The sequence below is a fragment of the Micromonospora sp. NPDC047527 genome (assembly GCF_040643015.1).
Classification (GTDB): Bacteria; Actinomycetota; Actinomycetes; order Mycobacteriales; family Micromonosporaceae; genus Micromonospora.
The window spans coordinates 1,526,384-1,546,658 of record NZ_JBEYTK010000001.1 but is presented as its reverse complement, the minus strand read 5'-3'; the positions used below and the strand labels follow the sequence as shown (position 1 = coordinate 1,546,658).

At 74.5% G+C, this 20,275-nt stretch carries 20 protein-coding genes; 6 read left to right on the top strand and 14 right to left on the bottom strand.

Going from position 1 to position 20,275, the window contains the following annotated elements; translation table 11 throughout:
• Nucleotides 1-142: 142 nt before the first annotated feature.
• Together ABZ808_RS06890 and rnhA are read left to right on the top strand one after the other, a co-directional pair.
• Nucleotides 143-1,390 carry a lycopene cyclase family protein gene (locus ABZ808_RS06890; protein ID WP_357001933.1) on the top strand — a complete coding sequence of 416 codons (1,248 nt, stop codon included), beginning with the start codon at nt 143-145 and terminating at the stop codon, nt 1,388-1,390.
• A 10-nt stretch (nt 1,391-1,400) separates the two neighbouring features.
• Complete coding sequence (gene rnhA / locus ABZ808_RS06885) at nt 1,401-1,877, top strand: ribonuclease HI (RefSeq protein ID WP_357001930.1); 477 nt, start codon at nt 1,401-1,403, stop codon at nt 1,875-1,877.
• Between the two features lie 7 nt (nt 1,878-1,884).
• Here the strand turns inward: rnhA and ABZ808_RS06880 are convergent, their stop codons facing one another.
• From ABZ808_RS06880 to ABZ808_RS06835, 10 genes are all read right to left on the bottom strand, one after another.
• A complete protein-coding gene (locus tag ABZ808_RS06880) occupies nt 1,885-2,121 on the bottom strand; it encodes a preprotein translocase YidC (protein WP_357001927.1) in 237 nt (78 codons plus the stop codon).
• An 83-nt stretch (nt 2,122-2,204) separates the two neighbouring features.
• Nucleotides 2,205-3,074: a pentapeptide repeat-containing protein gene (locus tag ABZ808_RS06875; protein ID WP_357002802.1), complete on the bottom strand. Its 870-nt coding sequence runs from the start codon at nt 3,072-3,074 to the stop codon at nt 2,205-2,207.
• A gap of 85 nt (nt 3,075-3,159) precedes the next feature.
• The gene (locus ABZ808_RS06870) at nt 3,160-4,257 is read right to left on the bottom strand and encodes a DUF5919 domain-containing protein (protein WP_357001924.1); all 1,098 of its coding nucleotides are present in this window, start codon (nt 4,255-4,257) and stop codon (nt 3,160-3,162) included.
• A gap of 194 nt (nt 4,258-4,451) precedes the next feature.
• On the bottom strand, nt 4,452-5,873 hold the full coding sequence (locus tag ABZ808_RS06865; protein WP_357001921.1) for a DUF6297 family protein: 1,422 nt from the start codon (nt 5,871-5,873) through the stop codon (nt 4,452-4,454).
• Nucleotides 5,870-6,472 (bottom strand): ABC transporter ATP-binding protein, encoded by a 603-nt coding sequence (locus tag ABZ808_RS06860; RefSeq protein ID WP_357001918.1) that lies wholly within the window; start codon nt 6,470-6,472, stop codon nt 5,870-5,872. Before ABZ808_RS06860 ends, ABZ808_RS06865 begins: the two co-directional genes overlap by 4 nt.
• A 73-nt stretch (nt 6,473-6,545) precedes the next feature.
• The gene (locus ABZ808_RS06855; RefSeq protein ID WP_357001915.1) at nt 6,546-8,921 is read right to left on the bottom strand and encodes a tetratricopeptide repeat protein; all 2,376 of its coding nucleotides are present in this window, start codon (nt 8,919-8,921) and stop codon (nt 6,546-6,548) included.
• Nucleotides 8,918-10,684 carry a hypothetical protein gene (locus ABZ808_RS06850; protein ID WP_357001912.1) on the bottom strand — a complete coding sequence of 589 codons (1,767 nt, stop codon included), beginning with the start codon at nt 10,682-10,684 and terminating at the stop codon, nt 8,918-8,920. The genes ABZ808_RS06855 and ABZ808_RS06850 overlap by 4 nt, the downstream gene beginning before the upstream one ends.
• Entirely contained in the window at nt 10,681-11,961 is a 1,281-nt protein-coding gene (locus ABZ808_RS06845; RefSeq protein ID WP_357001909.1) for an extracellular solute-binding protein, read from the bottom strand. Before ABZ808_RS06845 ends, ABZ808_RS06850 begins: the two co-directional genes overlap by 4 nt.
• Nucleotides 11,958-12,590: an ATP-binding cassette domain-containing protein gene (locus ABZ808_RS06840; protein WP_357001906.1), complete on the bottom strand. Its 633-nt coding sequence runs from the start codon at nt 12,588-12,590 to the stop codon at nt 11,958-11,960. Before ABZ808_RS06840 ends, ABZ808_RS06845 begins: the two co-directional genes overlap by 4 nt.
• Nucleotides 12,591-12,675: 85 nt before the next feature.
• On the bottom strand, nt 12,676-13,668 hold the full coding sequence (locus ABZ808_RS06835; protein WP_357001903.1) for a WYL domain-containing protein: 993 nt from the start codon (nt 13,666-13,668) through the stop codon (nt 12,676-12,678).
• Nucleotides 13,669-13,712: 44 nt separating this feature from the next.
• Between ABZ808_RS06835 and ABZ808_RS06830 the strand changes: the two genes are divergently transcribed.
• On the top strand, nt 13,713-14,192 hold the full coding sequence (locus ABZ808_RS06830) for a hypothetical protein (RefSeq protein WP_357001901.1): 480 nt from the start codon (nt 13,713-13,715) through the stop codon (nt 14,190-14,192).
• Nucleotides 14,192-14,653 carry a hypothetical protein gene (locus tag ABZ808_RS06825; RefSeq protein ID WP_357001898.1) on the top strand — a complete coding sequence of 154 codons (462 nt, stop codon included), beginning with the start codon at nt 14,192-14,194 and terminating at the stop codon, nt 14,651-14,653. Before ABZ808_RS06830 ends, ABZ808_RS06825 begins: the two co-directional genes overlap by 1 nt.
• A 12-nt stretch (nt 14,654-14,665) precedes the next feature.
• Here the strand turns inward: ABZ808_RS06825 and ABZ808_RS06820 are convergent, their stop codons facing one another.
• From ABZ808_RS06820 to ABZ808_RS06810, 3 genes are all read right to left on the bottom strand, one after another.
• Entirely contained in the window at nt 14,666-16,126 is a 1,461-nt protein-coding gene (locus ABZ808_RS06820; protein ID WP_357001895.1) for a cryptochrome/photolyase family protein, read from the bottom strand.
• 88 nt (nt 16,127-16,214) lie between these two features.
• The gene (locus tag ABZ808_RS06815) at nt 16,215-17,402 is read right to left on the bottom strand and encodes a low temperature requirement protein A (protein WP_357001892.1); all 1,188 of its coding nucleotides are present in this window, start codon (nt 17,400-17,402) and stop codon (nt 16,215-16,217) included.
• 9 nt (nt 17,403-17,411) lie between these two features.
• Nucleotides 17,412-17,831 (bottom strand): hypothetical protein, encoded by a 420-nt coding sequence (locus ABZ808_RS06810; RefSeq protein WP_357001890.1) that lies wholly within the window; start codon nt 17,829-17,831, stop codon nt 17,412-17,414.
• 185 nt (nt 17,832-18,016) lie between these two features.
• Here ABZ808_RS06810 and ABZ808_RS06805 point away from each other — a divergent pair, with 185 nt between their 5' ends.
• Both ABZ808_RS06805 and ABZ808_RS06800 read left to right on the top strand, forming a co-directional pair.
• Complete coding sequence (locus ABZ808_RS06805) at nt 18,017-19,102, top strand: S-(hydroxymethyl)mycothiol dehydrogenase (RefSeq protein WP_357001888.1); 1,086 nt, start codon at nt 18,017-18,019, stop codon at nt 19,100-19,102.
• A complete protein-coding gene (locus tag ABZ808_RS06800; protein WP_357001886.1) occupies nt 19,102-19,731 on the top strand; it encodes an MBL fold metallo-hydrolase in 630 nt (209 codons plus the stop codon). Before ABZ808_RS06805 ends, ABZ808_RS06800 begins: the two co-directional genes overlap by 1 nt.
• 61 nt (nt 19,732-19,792) lie before the next feature.
• On the opposite strand, the gene tsaA is transcribed toward ABZ808_RS06800, so the two are convergent.
• The gene (tsaA, locus tag ABZ808_RS06795; protein ID WP_357001883.1) at nt 19,793-20,215 is read right to left on the bottom strand and encodes a tRNA (N6-threonylcarbamoyladenosine(37)-N6)-methyltransferase TrmO; all 423 of its coding nucleotides are present in this window, start codon (nt 20,213-20,215) and stop codon (nt 19,793-19,795) included.
• Nucleotides 20,216-20,275: the final 60 nt, after the last annotated feature.

Genomic DNA, 20,275 nt, shown 5'->3' with positions numbered 1-20,275 from the left:
CCTAGGTGGGTTGGGTCCTCGATCCGGTGAAAATGAGAATTCTTCGTTGCCGTCACGTGTCCACCCGAAACCACCCGCACCGGTGTCCTGAGCGCCGGATGGCGACGCGCGACCGGGCGGGACGGTGTGGCAGCGTGGGGCGGTGACCGATTCCGCGCCGCTCGACGTCGACCTCGCCCTGCTCGGCGGCGGCGGCGCCGCGTCCCTGCTGCTCGCCGCACTGGACCGGCACGGCGTGCGCGACCTGCGGATCGCCATCGTCGACCCGGTGCGCCGACGCGGCCAGGACCGCACCTGGGCGTTCTGGGGTCACCCCGACAGCGACCTGGACCCGATGCTCAGCGCGAGCTGGCAGCAGGTCGAGGTGGCCACCCCGGCGCGGCGTCGCGTCCTTGACCTGGCCCCCCTGCGGTACGCGATGCTGCGCTCCGGCCCGGTCTACGACGCCGCTGCCGAGGCCGAGCGCCGCCTGGACGCCACCCGGATCGTCGCTCCCGCCGAGACGGTGACCGACGACGGCACGGGTGTGCTGGTGCGTACCGGCGACGGGCAGACCGTACGCGCCGGTTGGGTGCTCGACTCCCGCCCCCGCCCACCGGCGAGACCCGGGCGGACCACCTGGTTGCAGCACTTCCGCGGTTGGTGGCTGGAGGCCGACCGGCCGGTGTTCGACCCGCGGCGGGCGGTGCTCATGGACTTCCGCACCCCGCAGCCGCCCCGGGGCGTCTCCTTCGGGTACGTGCTGCCGGTGAGCGACCGCTACGCCCTGGTCGAGTACACCGAGTTCTCGCCGGACCTGCTCACCGACACCGGGTACGACACGGCGCTGGCCGCGTACCGGGACCTGCTCGGGCTGGACCCGGCCGGGCTGCGGGTGCGCGAGGTGGAGAACGGGGTGATCCCAATGACCGACGCGCCGTTCCCGGCCCGACCGACACGCCGCGTCGTACGCCTCGGAACGGCCGGCGGCGCCACCCGTCCCTCCACCGGCTTCACCTTCTCGGCCATGTACCGCCAGGCCGACCAGGTGGCCCGCGCGCTCGCCGCCGGCCGTGCGCCGGTGCCCGCTCCGGCCTACCCCCGCCGGCACCGCTGGATGGACGCGGTGGCGCTGCGGGCCCTGGATCGGGGCGGGGTCGGCGGCCCCGACTTCTTCGACCGGCTCTTCGACCGCAACCCGGCCGAGCGGGTGCTGCGCTTCCTCGACGGCGTGACCACTCCCGCCGAGGAGATCGCGATCATGAACTCCACCCGGTTGCTGCCGATGATCGCCGCCTCCGCCGGCGACGCGGCGCAGCGCGTCCGAGACCGGCTGCGGCCCGCCCGGCCCGCGCCGTCCATCCCGGCGGCCGTGGTGGGTGCCGCGCCGGACGATGTCGCCGCCGGGTAGGTTGCCGGGCATGGTGGACGCGGCGGCCGGCAGGGGCGTGCAGATCTGGACCGACGGGGCGTGCAGTGGCAACCCTGGGCCGGGCGGGTGGGGTGCGCTGCTGCGCTACGGCGACCACGAGCGGGAGCTCTGCGGCGGCGAGGCCACGCCGACCACCAACAACCGGATGGAGCTGATGGCCGCCATCCAGGCGTTGGAGAGCCTGAACCGGCCGGTCACCGTGGAGCTGCACACCGACAGCACCTACGTGCGCAACGGCATCACCAGTTGGCTGGCGTCGTGGAAGCGCAACGGTTGGCTGACCGCCGCGAAGCAGCCGGTGAAGAACGCCGACCTGTGGCAGCGGCTGGAGGCGGCCTGCGAGCGGCACCAGGTGACCTGGCTGTGGGTCAAGGGGCACAACGGGCATCCGGAGAACGAGCGGGCCGACGGGCTCGCCAACAAGGGCATGACCGAGGCGCGGGAGGCCGCGCTGACCAGCCGCTGACCGGGCGTCAGCGAGCCGCGTCCGGATGGCCGGGCATGCTCGACCCGCCGCCACTGCTGCCGGACGACCCGCCCGTCATGCCTGAGCTGTTGTCCTCGGTCACGATGTCCGGGCGTACGTCGGTGTCGTCCGGGGGTGGGACCTCGGTGTCCGCCTCGACCTGCACCAACGGCACCTGACCGGCCTCGTCCTCGCTGTGCTGCGGGTCGCCCGGCAGCTCACCGTCACGCTTTCGGAAACCCACGCCGTTGCCCCCCCGTCGTGCCGTTGCGCGTCGGCGGTGGCTACCCGGGTCGTCGCGGCCGAAACCTGGGCCGGCCGCGACCGTCAGCGACGTCGACCCCGACGCGCGGTGGCAGGTACCGGGGTGAGTGGCAGGGCCGTCCAGTGCGCCGGCCGGGTCAGCGTCGCCGGCAGTCCGGTGCGCGCGTCACCCCGGGCGGCGTCCAGTTGGGCCTGGTGCAGGAAGAGGGTGCCGCGCAGGTCCGCGCCGCGCAGGTCGGCCCCGCGCAGGTCCGCGCCGGTGACGTCGGCCCGGCCCAGGTCGACGCCGCGCAGGTCGGCGCCGATGAGCAGCGCCCCGCGCAGGTTGGCCCGCCGCAGGTCCACCCGGCGTAGGTCCGCCCCGAGCAGCCGGGCACCGCGATGATCGGCGCCCCCTGGAGACCGCGCCGCGTCGCCGGCCCGGGACAGCAGCGGGTTGACGCGGTCGCGGTGCGCGGCGACGTCCACCGTGCGCAGCCGCGCCGGGTCGGCCGCGGTGAGCGCCGCCGTGTCGGCGCGGGCACGCTCCAGCTCGGCGCGCAGCCCGGCCGGCGGGCGCAGCGCCAGCGCCTCGGTGAGATACCAGAGCAGCTCGTGCAGGGGACGCAGCACGGTGAACGCCTCGGCCATCGCCGGCAGCGTCTCCGGCGCGTCCCGCCAGTCCCGCCCGCCGAAGGCGACCTGGGCGACCTGCTGCCCGGCGCCGAAGCAGTCGAACACCGTGCAGCCCGGGAACCCCCGCTCGCGGAGCTGCGTATGGATCCCGCAGCGGTGGTCCGGGCGCAGGTTGGGGCAGGGCCGCCCGGCCGGCTTGTCGATCGCGAAGTCCGCCGACGCGGCGAAGGCGGGCACCACGCAGCACAGCCCGAAGCAGCGTCCGCAGTCGGCGCGCAACTGTGCCGAGCCGGGCGGCGGTGCGGGGTCGGGCGACAGGGGAACGGCCCTCCGGGTGATCGGGTGCGGCGGCGCGCCGAGGCCACCATTGTCCCGCGCCTCGCCCCACCGGACCGGCCGGGGGTCACCGTCCGTGCGCGTCGCCGGCCGCCGCGGAACGGGGTGCCGGGGTACGCGGGCCGCCCGGCGTTGGCACCAGCCGACGGATCGCCCGCTGCCCGTCGCCGTGCCCGTACTTCTGGTCGAAGTGCCGTTTCACGGTGGCGGCCGGCGTACGGTCGGTGTCGGTGGGCTCGGCCAGCCCGAACACCCCCGGGGCCGCGCCCGGCGCGCGGGGCGGCAGCACGGCCCGCACGGTCAGCGGCCCGGTCACCCGGAACCCCGGGCAGTCGACGTAGTGCTGCCCCTCCACGGTCACGTAGGGCACCTGCACCTCGACCACGTCGGAGTCGTCGTGGCGCAGCGTGACGGTGACCGACCAGTAGCGCTCCAGGTTCACGGTGGCCTGCTCGTGCTCCCACAGCTCCTCGAACCGGGCGTGCACGAACCCACCCCACGGGCTGTCCATGTCCACCTCGAGCTGGGGCACGTTGAACGACAGCTTCCCGATCGGGAAGAACGAGATCAGCGCACGCCCGTCCCACTGGTAGAGCTGGATCGACGGCGACGCGTCGTAGAGCCGGACCTGAAGCCGGTGCCGCAGCGCGGGATCGAGGGCGCTCTGGAAGGCCGTCAGGTGGCGCAGGTTGGTGCGGATCTGCCGTGGCACGTCCACCCGCTGCCGTTCCAGCTCCTCGGAGCGCTGCTGCGCGGCGGTGCAGTCCGGGTCGAGCAGCAGCAACTGCACCTGCGCGCCGTTGCCGAGCGCGGCACGGACCGCCCCCAGGGTCTCCTCGCGGTGCGTGCGTTCCAGCAGGATCGTCCAGGTGTCGAGGATCCGCACCCGGCGGCCGGAGCGGTGCAGCCGCGTCACGAACGCGCGCTGGTCGAAGCTCAGGTGTTCCTGCACCCGCGCCCTGCGGGCCTCTTCGAACAGGGGGTCGAAGATGACGTACGAGATGGCCGCGAGCACCACACTGGAGCCGAGGTTGAGCAGCAGGTCGCTGAGGAAGCCGGTGCTGCGCCAGGCGGCGAGCAGCATCACGACGGCGATTCCCAGCAGCGTCCCGCCGACGACGAAGGCACGTCGTTGCCGGCCGCCCCGCTCCGCCCAGCCGGGCATCCGGTCCCCCTCCGTCGTGGCCCACCGATCACCGGAATGCGGAGGATACGTGCCGGCTTTGCCGCTCGCTGTCCCGTTCGCGACCGTCGGTTTCCTCCAGAGGTGACGGTAACGGTCCCGGGCGACTGCGGAGCGTGTCGGGCAGCGTGTTCTGTGGTGGGCGGGCTGCGCCGCAGCCGGGCGGTCGACCCCGGTCAGCCCAGGAACAGTTGGACGAGCACCAGCACCGCCAGCAGCGCGGGCCCGCGCGAGCCCTGGCGCAGCAGGTCGACCGGGACCATCCCGAACGGTGTGTTGACCGTCGCGCCGCCGTAGTTGATCGGCGGACGGGTGCCGGCCCGCCAGGCGGCGGCCACCACCCCGAGCGCCAGCGTCGGCGCCAGCCAGGGCGGCCCGAGCTCGACGGTGGGCAGGGTCAGCAGCCACCACAGGCCCGCGCCGATCGCCGGCACCACCACGTGGATCCCGCGCAGCAGGTTGTCGCTGCCGCCGAGCGCCCGGCGCAACCCCGGTGACCGGCTGATCGACCGTAGGCCGCCGGTGAGCCGGTCGGTGGCGAGGTAGGCGAACACGACCTGCGCGGCGCCCGCCAGCCCGGGCAGGGCGAGCGCGGCAGCGTACTGGACACCGATGAGCGCCGCCCAGATCAGCAGGGCGCTGGGGTGGCGGCGCAGCCGGCGTACGTCGGCCTGCAACAGCGCCCACCAGTTCGGCCCGGGCAGGATCCGGCTGCTGCGGACCCGGCCGATGCGGCGCCACCGCCTGCTCTCCACCAGGCTGGTGAGCAGGCTCGGGTCGAGCAGGATCGTCGCCGTGGCGGCAGCGTTGGCGAACTGCGCGCCGGTGGTCAGTGTGGCCCGGTCCACCCGGGGCAGCGCGCGGACCGCGAAGACGGTGCCGACGACCGCGAGCGGCACCCCCACGGCGACCAGCGCGGTCGTCGGCAGCGCCGCCGGCCGGGGCAGCCCGTCCCCGAGTCGACCGGCGAGCACCACCACGGCCGTGACGACGCCGGCCGTCACCATCGGCACCGCACCGACCAGCGTCGGCCATCGCCGGCCCGTCCGGCTGCCCTGCGCGACGACGCTCAGCGCCAGCGCGGCGGCGCCCCACCCGGCGCCGGCACCCGCCGCCCAGCCCAGGGCGCCCAGGTCGGTGACGCCGCCCAGCACCGCCACGGCCACGCCGAGCAGCGCCGTGCCGGCCGCCGCGCCCGTCAGCAGGACACCGAGGCGCGGCACCAGCCAGGCCCGCCGGTCGACCGGCGCGCTGGTCACCCAGCTCTGCGTGGCCGGGGTGACAAGCAACGGGCCGAGCGCCCGCAGGCCTCGCCAGGCGAGCCCGGCGCCGGCCAGCAGCGCCGCCACCGCCAGCCACCATCGCACCCCCGGGTCGGCGCGGCCGATGGTCGGGGAGGCCAACATGTCGCGGCTGGCGCTGATCGCGAACCAGCCGTACATGCCCACGAACAGGACCATGACGTACGCGTCGCCCAGCACGTCTCCGAGGGAGTGCTCGTGGTGGCGGCGGCGGGCCTGGCGCAGGCGCGTCCGCACCTGCCGGGCGGTGGGCAGCTCGGCCGGCGCGTCGGCGATCGTTGCCGGCTGGGCCGTCACCGGCCGATCTCGATCCGCTCGTCGACCACCGCGTCGATCAACTCCGGGTCGTGCGAGGCCAGCAGCACGGCGGTGCCGGCGTCCCGCTCCCGGCGCAGCCGGTCGGCCAGCCACTGCCGGCCACGCACATCCAGCCGCTGCTCCGGCTCGTCCAGGATCAGCACCCGGCGAGGGCGTACGAAGCAGGACGCCAGCGCCAGCCTGCGGCGCTGACCGCTGGACAGGGTCACCGGCAGTTGGTCACGGGCCGGCTCCAGGCCCAACTCGGCGAGGACCTCCTCGACCGGGTCGGCGGTGCCCCCGTGGGCGTACGCGACCAGCTCCAGGTGCTCGACCACGGACAGGTCGGGAAAGAAGTCGATGTCGTCCAGAGCGGCGGCCACCAGCGCCCGTACCTGGGGGTCGGTCTCGTCGGCCCGGCGGCCCTGCACGAACACCTCACCCGCGTCCGGCCGGTCGGCGCCGACCACGCAGCGCAGCAGGGTGGTCTTACCGCTGCCGTTGGGGCCGAGCACCACCGCGATCCGCCCTGCCGCGAGCGTGAAGCTCACGTCGTCGAGCACGACCAGGTTGCCGAAGTTGCGACTGAGTCCCCGCACCGAGAGCGCATCCACGGTCACACACTCTCGCAGACGCCCACCAGCGGCCGGCAGCCCGCCGGTCGCGTACGGGTCACTTGTCGCCCGGCGACACAGCGGAGTCGTCCAGCCGGTCGTCGGCGGCTGCCAGCACCGGGGCGTCGTCGACCTCCTCCGCCACCGACGCCGCGTCCGCCCAGTGCCGCCGCGCGTCGGCCGGGTCGCCCAGCGCGGCGGCGGCGTCGCCCAGGTAGAGCAGGGTGCGGGCCAGCCCCGGGGTGGCCCGGGTCTCCTCGCGCAGCCGTCGGCTCTCGGCCAGCAGCTCGTAGGCCGCCCGCGCCTGCCCCGGGGCGCTGGTCAACAGCGTCGCGCCGGCGTTGAGCAGCGCCGCCGCCCGGCTGGTCGGGTCGTTGACCGACTCGTACTCGCGCAGCGCGGCCCGCCACGCCTGCGCGGCGTCGAGGTGCTCGCCGAGGGTGGCGTGCACCAGCACCAGGTTGGTCAGCGCCGCCGCGTAGCCGCGCGCGTCACCCACCGACCGGAACGTGTTCGCCGCCCGCACCAGGTGGTGGTGTGCGGTGTCCAGCTCACCCCGGGCCAGCTGGGCCGCGCCGAGACCCAGGTCGGTGAGGGCGAGCCCGGCCCGGTCCGCCGCGGAGCGGTGCCGGCGGGACAGCTCCAGGTGCTCCACGGCGTCGTCGAGCTGCCCCAGGTCGAGCAGGGCCAGGCCGAGGTTCATCCGGGCCTGGGCGGTGCCGCGCCGGCCGCGTTCGGCCACCGCGAGGGTGAGCGCGGCGGCGGCGCCCTGCGGGTCGTGTCGGCGTCGGCGCAGCACGCCCAGCTCGTTGTGCGCCCACCCGGCGATCTCTGGCCGGTCGTCGGCGGTCGGGGTGGCCAGCACGGTGCGGCAGACCTGCTCCCACTCGTCGAGCCGCTCCACGTGCGCGAGCCACCCGCACAGCGCCACGGCCAGCCGGAACCACCACCGGCGTACCCGTCGGGGCAGCGTCTCGGCCGCCCCGGCCGGCACCCGGACCACCGCCAGCAGCAGCTCCTGGTGCAGGTCGAACCAGCCGTACGGGTCGTCGTCCAGCGGCAGCGACCACTCCCGGTCCGGTGGGGAGCCGAGCACGGCCAGGTTGGTCGCGTGCCGTTCGGCGCGGCGGGCCAGGTGCCGGGTCAGCCGGGCCTGCGCGGCGACCCGGGTTCGGGCGGGCTCGGCGTCGCGCAGGTGCAGGCGGGCGTTCGCGGCGAGTAGCGGCCGGATCTCGTACCGGTCGCCGGGTGCGCCGACCACGAACGCGGCGGCGGCCAGCTGGTCGAGCAGCGCGGTCACCCGCTCGGGGTGCCGCGCGGCCAGCGCGGCGATTGTCGGCCGGTCCACCGGTGCGGGGGTCAGGGACATCAGCCGGTAGAGCCGGCGGGCCTCGCGGGTCAACGCCCGGTACGCGGTGTCCCGCTCGGTGACCAGCCGGGCCGCGGGCGAGAGGGCGACGCGCTGGTGCGGTGGGGTGTGCACGGCGCGGCGCAGCGCGTCCAGCACGTCGGCGTGCCGCCAGCCGTGCTGGGCGGTGCGGTAGCCGAGCGCGCGGACCGTGCGGGGCTGCCGACCGCACAGGTCGGCGATCTCGCGTACCGCCGGGTCGGTGCGGGGGTCGGCGCGGCGGACCCGGGCGGCGGGTGCCGCGCCGCCCGCCGCCGCGAACAGTTCGACCGCCTCGTCGGGGCCGGGCTCGGAGATCCAGTGCGTCACCACCCCGTTGAGCCCGCTGAGCGCGGGGCCTCCGGCCAACAGCAGCCGGCAGGTGCGGGCGGTGGGCGGCAGCAGCGGCCGGACCTGCTCGGGACGGTCGACGTTGTCCAGCACCAGCAGGATCTTGCGGCCGTCGAGCTTGCGGCGCAGCGCGGCGGCGGCGGTCGCGAGGGCGTCCGGTCGGCCCGAGGTGGGCGGTGCGGTGCCCAGGACACCCGCCAGGGCGGTGAGCACCTGCCGGGCGGAGCGGGGACGACCGCCTCGGCGCAGGTCGAGATGGTACTGCCCGTCCGGGTAGTCGTCCCGGCACAGGTTCGCCACGTGGACGGCGCAGGCGGAGGTGCCCACCGCCCGCCGACCCAGCACCGCCACCGCGTGCTCGCGGGCGAGCAGGTCGAGCACCGCCTGGACGTGCTCGTCGCGACCGGTGAACCCGGCGGTGTACGGCAGCGTCGGCACGTCGGTGACCGGTGTGGTGACGACGTCGGTGGGCTCCGCGCCGGCCCCGCGGACGGCCCGGCGTCGGCGCATCTCGAACACCACGAAGCCGATGGCGCCACTGACCGCCAGCGCGATGCTCGCCGGGCCGAGCACACTGGCCGCCAGCTCGGAGAGCAGGTTGCTGGCCAGGTTGCCGAGGACCCCGCTGACCAGCGTGCCGACCGCGATGAGCACCGGCCAGCGTGGCCCCCGGCCGGTGCCGGTGGGGCTGGTCACCGGACACCTCCGGCGACCAGACCGGCGACGAGCTGCCGCCGGGCGAGCACGATCAGCACCACCGGAAGCACCGAGGCGAGCACCGACCCGGCGGCCAGGACCCCGCTGTTGGACACGAAGCCCCGGCTCTGCCCGGCCAGGAACAGCCCGAGCGGCGTCGCCTCCGGCCCGCTGAACAGCAGGCCCACCACCAGGTCGTTCCACACCTGGACGAACTCCAGCACGGAGACCGCGACCACGGCGGGCAGGTTGTGCCGGCCAAGCCGGCGCAGCGTGCCCCACCAGCGGCGCCCGCCCAGCCGCGCGCCGCGCACCTGCTCGGCGGGCAGGTCGGCGAACGCGTTGCGCAGCACCAGCACCGCGAACGGCACACCCAGCGCCACGTGCACCAGGGCCAGCCCTCGGGCGGTGCCGGAGGAGAGCACCACGCCCAGCACCTCGTTGACTGGCCCGGCGATCACCTGCACCGGGACGATGGTGGCGGCCATCAGCAGCAGGCCGGTCGCCTGCGCGGCCGGCCCGGTCAGCCAGGCCAGCGGGTACGCGGCCAGCAGCGCGATGACGAGCACCGTGGCGGTCACCACGGTGGCCAGCAGGAGGGTGAAGCCCAGCGCCCGCCACAGCTCCCCGCCGGTCAGCAGGGCCCGGTAGGAGCCGGCCCCGGGCGGGGCGGACCACCAGCCGCGTGCGGCCGCGTCCACCTGCCCGTGCGCCGACGTGGCGACGAGCACCACGAGCGGTATCAGCCAGGCCGCCGCGGCAGCCGCGGCGAGCAGCCGGAACAGGCGTCGTGGCGGTGCCGGCGGGGTGGGCTTCGAACCGGCCTCGGCGCGCGGAGGCGGCCACGCCTGGCGGACGAAGAGCGCGGCCACCAACATGCCGGCGACCACCGCCACCAGCCAGATGACACCGAGCGCGGCACCCGGCCCGGTGGTGGTGCCGCCCGAGGTCTGCCAGACCCGCAGCGCCAGCACCGCCGCGTCGTCGCGCACCGACCCGGGCGTCATGACCAGGATCAGGTCGAAGGTCCGGCTGGTGCCGAGCGCCACCAGCGCGAAGACCACCGCGACGGTACGCAGCAGCAGCGGCCGCCACTGCGCGTCCCACAGGACGTGCCGGCGACCGCCGCCGTAGGCGCGTACCGCGTCGGCCAGGCTCGGCGGCACCCGGTCCAGCGCGGCCCGGAAGACCAGCACGGCCAACCCCACCCACGCCCAGACGAACGCCGACATCAGCGCCACCGTGACCAGGCCCGGCCCGAGCAACTGCGGGGCGTCCTCGGCGGACCGGCCGGTCAGTCGCGCCGCGACCAGGGTGGCCAGGCCACGGCTCGGATCGGGGTCGTACATCAGCCGGAAGGTCACGCCGGTGACGACCAGCGGCAGCGCCACGGGCACCAGCAGGATCAGGCGGACGAGACCACCCTCCTGGGAACGGCGCGACGCGACGGCGAGCAGGTAACCCAGCGCCGTCACCACCGCCGGCACCAGCAGCGCCCACAGCACCGTCCGGCCGACCACGGCGCCGGTGCCCGGAGCGGCGAGGGCGGTGCGGAAGTGCTCCGCGCCGACCCAGCGGCCGTCGGTGGTGACGCTGGCGTGCAGGGTACGCAGCACCGGCCACAGCACCAGCCCGCCGAGCAGCACCGCGGCGGGCAGCAGCAGCGCGGACGTCGCCCCGGCCGCCGGGTAGGCGCGGCCACGGCGGGGCGGGCCGACGTCGTCGAGCACCGCCAACTCGCCGAGCACCCGGGTTTCGCTCATCGGCCACCGCCCGCGCTGCGGGCCGCCTCGGCGAGTTGCCCGGTGGCCCGGCGGACCGCCTCGGCGGCGGAGACACCGCCGGTGACGTCGGCGAAGAAGTCCTGCATGATCCGCCAGATGCCCACACCGTCGGAGCCGGTGAACGCCCCGGGCAACTGGTCGGAGAGGTCGAAGCGCAGGGTGGTGCCCGGGCCGCGCATCTCGCCTGCCAGCCGGCGGCGGACCGGGTCGACGTAGTCGGTCAGCGGGATCGTCGTGTTCGGGGACAGGTAGCCGCCGGCGTGCAACCAGGGCCGGAACGAGTCCGCCCTGGTCAGCCACTCGACCAGCTCGACACCGCCCCGGGCGTCGGCGAACACGACCGCCGCGTCCCCGCCGACGATCAGCGGACCGCCGCCCGTGCCCGCGCTGGGGAACCGGAAGGTGACCGGCGCCTCGGTGCCACTGCGGAACCTGCCGACCACCTCGGCGGTGAAGTCGGCCTCGAAGACCATCACCGCCCGTCGGGAGCGCACCACCTGGATCACCGACTCCTCGTACTGGGTGAGCAGGGCGCGACGGCCACCGCCGGGGAACGCGCCGTCGATGCTCCACAGCTCGGCGAGCCGGTCCAGGGTGTCGCGCACCGGTCGGCTCTGCCAGTCGGCGTCCGGCCCGGCCAGGGCGTCGTACGCGGCGGGCGCCAGGTCGGCCAGCACGTTCTCGAACCAGTCGGTGAGCACCCAGCCGTCCGCCGCGCCGATCGCCAGTGGCGCCGGGCCGGCCCGGCGCCGGGCGAGCGCGCCGAGGTGGCGGGTCAGCGTGACCAGTTCGTCCCAACTGGCCGGCGGCTCGGGCAGCACCGAGGGCAGGTGCCAGACGAGCGATTTGTGCGCCGCCTTCACCCACACGCCGTAGTGCTGCCCGCCGGTCATCAGCAGGTCGCTCAGCCCGGTGGGCACCGCGTACTCGCTGGACGGGCGCACCGGGTTCAGCCAGCCCCGCGCGGCGTACTCGGTGACCAGGCTGGGACGCGACAGGATCGCCACGTCCGGTGCGGTGCCGGCGAGGTGCCGGGCACGCAGGAACGCGTCGATGTCGTTACCGGCGCTGACCACGTGCACGGAAGGGCCGTAGCCGGCCACGACCTGCCGGAAGCGGTCCAACTCGCTGCCGCTCCACACCACCGCCACCTGCACCGAACGGCTCCCGCCGGTGCAGCCGGCGACGGTCGCCGCCGCGCCGGCCGCGGCGGCGCGCAGCAGGGTACGTCGGGTGGCCCGCCCACCCGGCGTCACGGCAGCGCTCCGTCGGGCTCGGTGACCAGCTCGTGCCGGCGGGGGATTTCGGCCAGGGTGGCCGGGTCCGCGGTGCACACCAGCACGGCCAACCCGGGCGCGGCCGGCGGGGACAGTCGGGGCAGCAGGTCAGCGAGGCGGCTGCCGCCGGCCGGGTCGGCGGGTAGGTCGACCACGAGCACCTCGGGCAGGCAGACCGCCGCCCGGGCCAGCGCCACCCGGAACCGTTGGGCGTCGGAGAGCAGGTGCGGCAGCAGACCCAGCGTCGGGGCCAACTCCAGCCGGTCCACCACCGTGGACGTCCAGTCGTCGGCCACCTCGTGCACCCGCTCGCGTTTGCGCTGGCCGTACTCGATGTTGCGGCGCACGGTGAGTTGTGGCAGCAGCGCGCCGCCGGCGGGCACGTAGCCGATCTGCCGACGCGCGGGAGGCAGGGCCGTGACGTCCCGAACGCCGACCATGATTCGCCCGGTGACCGGGGCGGCGAGCCCGACCAGCACCCGGGCCACGGCCGTGCCGACCCCCGGCGGCACCACCAGGGCCGCTGTCGTGCCGGCGGGGACGTCGAGGGTCACCGGGCCGGTGCCAGGGACGGCGACCAGTGCGACTAGCCGTAGCGTGGCTCTCACCTCCGGTGACCGCTGGTGACCGTCCCAGGGTGGCACATCCTGCCGACAGTCGATGTCCCGCCGGCCCTCCACTGTGGAAGAGCGGCTATCGGGCCGACTGGTCGGTGGTGGCGTAGAGGGCGGCCAGTCCGGCCGCCGTGGCGGCCAGGCGTTCGCGCAGCGCGAGCGGGGTCAGCACCTCCACGTCGGCACCGAGGCGCAGCAGGTCACCATGGGCGTGGGTGAGCGACTCGATCGGCAGCACGGCGGTCACCCACCCCCGCGCGTCGGGTGGCCCGGCGCTGGCGTCCACGGCGGCCACCACCGGATCGCTGCCGATTTCCCGCAGCCGCTCCCGGCCGGCGGGGGAGAGCCGGACGGTGGCCTCGTCGCGGTGCAGCCGGGCCCGGAACCCCACCACGTGCGCCCGCCACCAGGTCGGCAGGTCGAAGTCGGCCGGCCGCTCGAACGACTGCGCCAGCGGGGTCAGGGCGAGGATCTGGTTGACCCGGTAGGTCGCCGGTTCACCTCGGCCGGGCTGGGTGGCCACCACGTACCACCGGCCGCCCTTGAGCACCAGCCCGTACGGCTCCAGCACCCGGGTCACCTCGCCCTTCCAGCCGCGGTAGCGCACCTCGACGCGGTGCTGCCGCCAGACCGCCTCGGCGGTGCGGGCCAGCTCCGGGGACGCGTCGCCGTCGGCGTACCAGCCGGGGGTGTCCAGGTGGAAGCGCTGCTGGAGCTGGGCGGCCCGGTCGCGCAGCGGCTCCGGCAGCGCGGCGTGCAGCTTGAGTTGCAGCGCGGCCACCACGTCGCCGTAGCCCAGCTCGTCGGCGGGGCCGGGCAGCCCGGCCAGGAAGAGCCGGTCGGCCTCCTCGGCGGTCAGGCCGGTCAGCCGGGTGCGCCAACCGTCGACGAGTTGGTAGCCGCCGGCGTGCCCGGCCTCCCCGTACAGCGGGATGCCGGCGGCGTGCAGCGACTCCACGTCCCGGTAGATGGTGCGCGGGGAGACGGCCAGCCGCTCGGCGAGCTGGGCCGCGGTCAGCCGACCGTGCGACTGGAGCAGCAGCAGGACGGAGAGAAGTCGACTGGCCCGCACTTCACTGACACTAGCTGTCAGGGGAGCGGTCGTACCGTCCCGGCATGGCTTTTCGCGACAAGGAGCTGACAACGCCGGGACCGGTCATGGTGGACGGTCGCCAGCTCAAGCGCTACCACATCGACCAGCCGGAGCGGCCGATCGATCCGGAGGTGGAGAAGGCCGCCTACGACCTGCTGCCGGCGCTGCTGGCCGACGTCCCGCGCGATGGCACCCCGGCCGCCGGGTGGGTGGTGCTGCACCGGGGCGCGGACACCGGCGCCTACCTGCTGGCGTACACCTGGGTGTGGGACAACGCGCTGGAGGTTCGCGTCGCGGTGGCGGGGCAGCCCGCGCTGGACTGCCCGGACCAGGACCCCGCACGCTTCGTCGAACTGCGCCGCCCCGCCGTGGGCTGTGTGTGGGAGATGGCGGTGCTGGAGCACGAGCGGGCCGCCTGGGTCCGGCACATGCTCGCGCCAGCGAGCCCCGACCTGACCGGCTACCTGCGGGACACGCGAGCGGAAGGGCCGGTGGGCCGCTGATGGGCGACTTCGACTTCTTCGTGGGCACCTGGAACGTCGTGAACCGGCGGCTGCGCGAGCGGCTGGTGGGCTCCGACGAGTGGGAGGAGTTTCCCGGGGTGTCGGTCGCGCACGGCTTCTTCGCCGGCGGCGGCCACTTCGACGAGATCACCTTCCCGACCAAGGGTTCCTCCGGCGCGACCCTGCGGATCTTCGACCCGGCGACCGAACAGTGGTCGATCTACTGGATGAGCAGCGGCGGCGGTGTGCTGGAGCAGCCGCCGATGGTGGGCCGCTTCGTCGACGGGGTGGGTCGCTTCTACGCCGACGACCAGCACGAGGGGCGGCCGGTCCGGTGCCGGTTCATCTGGTCGGACATCAGCGCGACCACGGCCCGCTGGGAGCAGGCGTTCTCCACCGACGGCGAGCGCACCTGGGAGACCAACTGGATCATGACCTTCAGCCGGGCATCCGGCCGGTGACTGGGCGGCCCGTCACGGGGCGGTGCCGCCCCGCTTCTCCTCCTGCGCCACCACCGCCTCGCGGTGCTCCGGCTCGTCGCGGCGGGCCAGCTCCGCGGCGAGCCGCGGGTCGGTCACCAGCCGCTCCCGGTTGCGGTGCAGGAAACTCTCGAAACCCCCGGTGTACGGGCAGGCCAGATCGCCCAGCGCCCGCTCCGGCACGTACCGGCAGCCGCCGCAGTAGTCGCTGATCTCGTCGATGTCGGTGCCGTCCACCGCGTACGGGCGGGTGTCCACCCTGGACAGATCGGCGTACTGGCTCATGCCGATCACCGTCGCGTTCATCACCCAGTCGGTGCCGTCGACGAAGCAGCGCTCGAACCAGTCCGCCACCTCGGCCGGACGCCAGCCACGCTGCAACGCGTAGTTGCCCAGCACCAGCAGCCGAGGCGTCTGGTGCGTCCACGCCCGGTCCCGGACGGCGGCGAGCACGTCCGCCAGGCAGCGCGCCTCCACCGCGTCGGCGTCCAGGTCGGCGAACCAGTCCGGGATCGGTTCGGTGGCGGCCAGCCAGTTCGCGCCCCGGAACCGGGGCTCGAAATACCAGTACAGCTGCCAGAGGAACTCCCGCCAGCCGAGCAGCCCGCGGATGAACGGCTCGACCGCGGTACGCGGGGCCGTGCCGGCCCGCCACGCCTGCTCGGCGGCGCGCACGGCCGGCTCCGGGTGCAGCAGCCCGAGGTTGAAGGAGGACGAGAGCGCGGAGTGCGCGAACAGCGGGTCGTCGGCGCTCATCACGTCGGCATAGCGGCCGTACTCGGGCAGCCGATGGGTCAGGAAGTGCTCCAGCCGGGCCTGCGCCTCGGCGTGCGTGGCGGGGTGCTGCCGGGGGCCGTCCCGGCCGACGAACCGCACCCCGTCGGCCGCCCACCGGTCCAGGTCGCGGCGGACCTGCGCGTCGATGTCGTCCTCGACGATCGGCGGCGGTGGCGGTGGTGTCGCCGGCACGGTCTGGCCCTCCGCGCGCGGTCGGCGTGCCGGCCCGGCGGCGCTTACCGGCCCGGTCAGCACGATGTGCCGACGGCGGATGTGGCGGTAGTGGTCGGCCATCCGCAGCGGGCCGCGCCGGCTGCGGTCCGCCCAGGCGGCGAAGTCGGCCTGGTCGGTGATGAAGCCGCGTGCCGGCAGCACCATCAACCCGGGCACCGAGCGGGCGAAGCGCAGGGCCGCCCAGGAGTGTGGATGGCTCACCTCGACCGGCTCGGCGACCTGTGCCAGCGCCTCGCGGAACGTGCCGGTGCGCAGCAGCAGCGCCCGATCACCCAACTCGGCGGCGCGGTGCCGCACGGCCGAGAGGATCAGGTGTGCCTTCTGCCGATGCATCGGTCGACGGCGGAACAACTCCTGGATCTCCACCAGCAGCACCGGCTGGTCGGGGTCGTCGAGGAAGTGCGGCCCGAGTTGGTCGGCCAACAGCCATCGGCGGCGAAGCATGCCGCAATTCTGCCGACTTCCGGCCCGCCACGCCCAAACGGCGGGCCGCATATTCGGGTCCTATCGCCGCACTATGCCCGCGCGGAGGTCAGGCCCGGTCCGCCTCGGCTCGCGTCGGCGCGGCACCGTCGTCACGCCGACGCAGCAGGACGGTGAGCGCCGCCAGGGTGACCAGCAGCAGCGCGAGCACCTGCACCCGGGCCGGCCCCAGCGGCGCGAGCAGCGCCAGCCCGGCGACGACCGGGTAGGCCACGACCACCGCGCCGTGCTGCTGGCGGCGGACGTGCAGCACCCACACGGTCAGCAGGAAGACAGCGATCGGGATGGCCACCGCGTAGCCGGCGGTGGTGCCGGAGACGTGCGCGAGGTGCCGCTCGTGGTCCACCACCACGGCCAGCCCGGCCCCCACGGCGGCGATCGCCGCGAAGATCAGATAGTGGCCGTAGCCCCAGATCAGTGAGTACGGCAGCCGGCTCGGAGCCTCGACCGGCCGGTCGAAGTAGAGCCACCAGAGCGCGAAGACGATGACCGCTCCGGCCGCCGCGAGCGACCAGAGCCCATGGTGGCCGGCGTCGAGGCCGGTCTGGATCGCCACCGAGATCGCCAGCACCGCCTCGCCGAGCACGATCAGGGTGAACAGTCCGTACCGCTCGCTGATGTGCCCGGGGTGCCACGGTGTCATGCCGGGACGCTCGGCCACCGCCGGCACCAGCAGGTCGGCCAGCCCCAACACCACGAACGTCGCGATGCCCCACTCGTCGGGCAGCGCCAGCCGCAGCAACCAGCCGAGCTGCACCACGGTCACGCCGATCGCGTACCGGCGTGCCGCCGCACGGTGCGCCGGGTCCCCGGCGGCGGCCCGGGTCCACTGCGTGACGGCGGCCAGCCGCATCACCACGTACCCGTAGGTGATGACGGCGAAGTCGCCGTCGGCGAAGGCGCGGGGCACCCCGGCGGCCAGGATCAACGCGCCGGAGATCTGCACGAGCGTGGTGATCCGGTAGACGTCGTCGTCGGTGTCGTACGCCGAGGCGAACCAGGTGAAGTTCATCCACGACCACCAGATCGCGAAGAACACCATCGCGTAGCTGGTCACCGCGTGGCCGAGGTGACCTTCGGCGACGTCGTGGTGCAGGCTGCCGGCGGCCTGTGCCACGGCCACCACGAAACACAGGTCGAAGAGGAGTTCCAGCGGGGTGGCCGCGCGGTGGGGCTCGTCGCGGCGGTGGGGCCGCATCGGTCGGTAGAACGGCCGCACCGAACGCGAACGGGTCACCGCCCGAGGTCAGTGGCGCCGCCGCCCGTGGGTCAGCCCCTCCAACACCAGGGTCAGCCCGGCGCCGACCAACCAGACGTCCTTGGCCAGCCCGGTGCCCTGCTGTGTCGGCCGGACGCTGCCTGGCTCCCGCATCCCCGGTGTCTTCAGGTACAGCTGCACCAGACCCGCGCCGAACGCCGTCAGGCCCAACCCGGCCAGCGGCGCCGGGACGAACGGCGCGAGCAGCGCGGCCCCCAGCGCTATCTCCGAGTACGACAGCAGCTTGGCGAACCGCGCCGGCTCGAACTGCTTGACCTGTGGCATCGCCGCCACCGCCATCCCGTGCATGGCCTCCGCGGCGCCGCCCTCCAGGTTCCGCTTGCCCAGACCAGAGTTGAGGACGTACGCGCCGATGCTGACCCGCAGCGGCAGATGCGCGAGCTTCATGATCACTCCTGGTGGCCGTGGTCGGAATTGTGGCCCGCGTACCCCACGTGACCCGCGATAACCCGCCGCCCGGCCGACTGGGCCGGCCGTGGTGGGCGCGGTAGGTTCGGCAGGGGCCCACCGCCGAGCCCGGTTCACACCTGCCGGCATCCGGTCCCCGCCGCAGACCACCAGCAGGAGGCGAAGTGAGCCAGCAAGTCCGGGGAGTCATCTCCCGCAGCAAGGGAGCACCGGTCGAGGTCACCACGATCGTGGTGCCCGATCCGGGCCCCGGTGAGGCGATCGTCCGGATCCAGTCCTGCGGGGTCTGTCACACCGACCTGCATTACCGCGAGGGCGGCATCAACGACGAGTACCCGTTCCTGCTCGGCCACGAGGCCGCCGGCATCGTCGAGCAGGTGGGGGAGGGCGTCACCGACGTCGCTCCGGGTGACTTCGTGGTGCTCAACTGGCGGGCGGTCTGCGGGGACTGCCGGGCCTGTCGCCGGGGCCGGCCGTGGTACTGCTTCAACACCCACAACGCCACGCAGCGGATGACCCTCACCGACGGCACCGAACTGGCCCCGGCGCTGGGCATCGGCGCGTTCGCCGAGAAGACGCTGGTGCATGCCGGCCAGTGCACGAAGGTCGACCCGGCCGCCCGACCCGCCGCGGTGGGCCTGCTCGGCTGCGGGGTGATGGCCGGGCTGGGCGCGGCCATGAACACCGGCAACGTCACCCGGGGCGACTCGGTCGCGGTGATCGGCTGCGGCGGCGTCGGCGACGCGGCGGTGGCCGGCGCGGCGCTGGCCGGCGCGACGACGATCATCGCGGTGGACACCGACACCCGCAAGCTGGACTGGGCCCGCAAGTTCGGCGCCACGCACACCGTGAACGCCTCCGAGACCGACCCGACCGAGGCGATCCGCGCCGCCACCGGCGGGTTCGGCGCCGACGTGGTGATCGACGCGGTGGGCCGTCCGGAGACGTGGAAGCAGGCCTTCTACGCCCGGGACCTGGCCGGCACCGTCGTGCTGGTCGGCGTGCCGACCCCGCAGATGCAGATCGAGCTGCCGCTGCTGGACGTCTTCGGGCGCGGTGGTGCCCTCAAGTCCAGCTGGTACGGCGACTGCCTGCCCAGCCGCGACTTCCCGATGCTCACCGAGCTGTACCTGCAGGGCCGCCTCGACCTGGACGCCTTCGTCACCGAGGAAATCGCGCTCGACCAGGTCGAGAACGCGTTCGAGCGGATGCACCACGGCGATGTGCTCCGTTCGGTGGTGGTGTTCTGATGACCGCCCGGGTCGACCACGCGATCACCGCCGGCACGTTCTCCCTCGACGGGCAGACGTTCGACGTCGACAACAACGTCTGGGTCATCGGCGACGACAGCGAGTGCGTGATCCTCGACGCGCCACACGACGTGCCGGCGATCCTCGCGCTGGTCGGCGACCGGCGGGTCCGGGCGATCCTCGCCACCCACGCCCACGACGACCACGTCCGGGTGGCGCCCGAGCTGGCCGAGGCCACCGGCGCTCCGGTGCTGCTGCATGCCGCCGACCGGGTCCTCTGGGACCTGGTCCACCCCCACCTGCCGCCGCACGGCGAACTGCACGACGGGCAGGACATCGAGGTGGCCGGCACCACGCTGCGGGTGCTGCACACCCCCGGGCACAGCCCCGGCGCGTGCAGCTTCCACGCCCCGGACCTGGGTGCGGTGTTCACCGGCGACACGCTCTTCGCCGGCGGGCCGGGTGCCACCGGTCGCTCCTACAGCGACTTCGACACCATCGTCCAGTCGATCCGCACCCGCCTGCTCACCCTGCCGGCGGAGACGATCGTGCACACCGGGCACGGCGACGACACCACCATCGGCGCGGAGACACCCCACCTACAGGAGTGGATCGCCCGAGGCCACTGAGATCGCTGGTTCGTCGGCCCGGTGGGTGGGCCGGTCGGCGAGCCGCCGGCTGTCCGGCGGTTCAACGCTCGTCGGCCGCGCCCAACACCGGCTTGACGTCCAGCACAGGTGTGCCGTCCAGAGCCTCCAGGTCGGCGACCCGCAGGCGCAGCCCGTCCACGGCCAGCACCCGTACGCGGTGCAGGCCGATCGGGTTGGGACGGTGCGGGGAGCGGGTGCTGAACACGCCGGTCTCCGGTCGGGTCTCGTCGCCGCGCGGGTGCACCGCCAGCACGTCGCGCCGGGCGCGGTCCAACCAGGTCAGCACCAGCAGCTCCGCGCCGACCGACAGGTCGCGTACGGCCCGCTCGACCTGTGGGTCGAAGACCAGCCACGCTGCTGGCGCGCCCTCGTCGCCCTGCCGGGGCGCGCTCGCCGCGTCGGTCAACGGTGACACGACCCGGCCGACCGGGCGCAGCGCGTACGTGTCGTCTGTGTCGGCCATCCTCGTCCCCTTCCGGACTGCCCGAATCTACCGCCGCTGACCGACGTTACGATCTGCGGT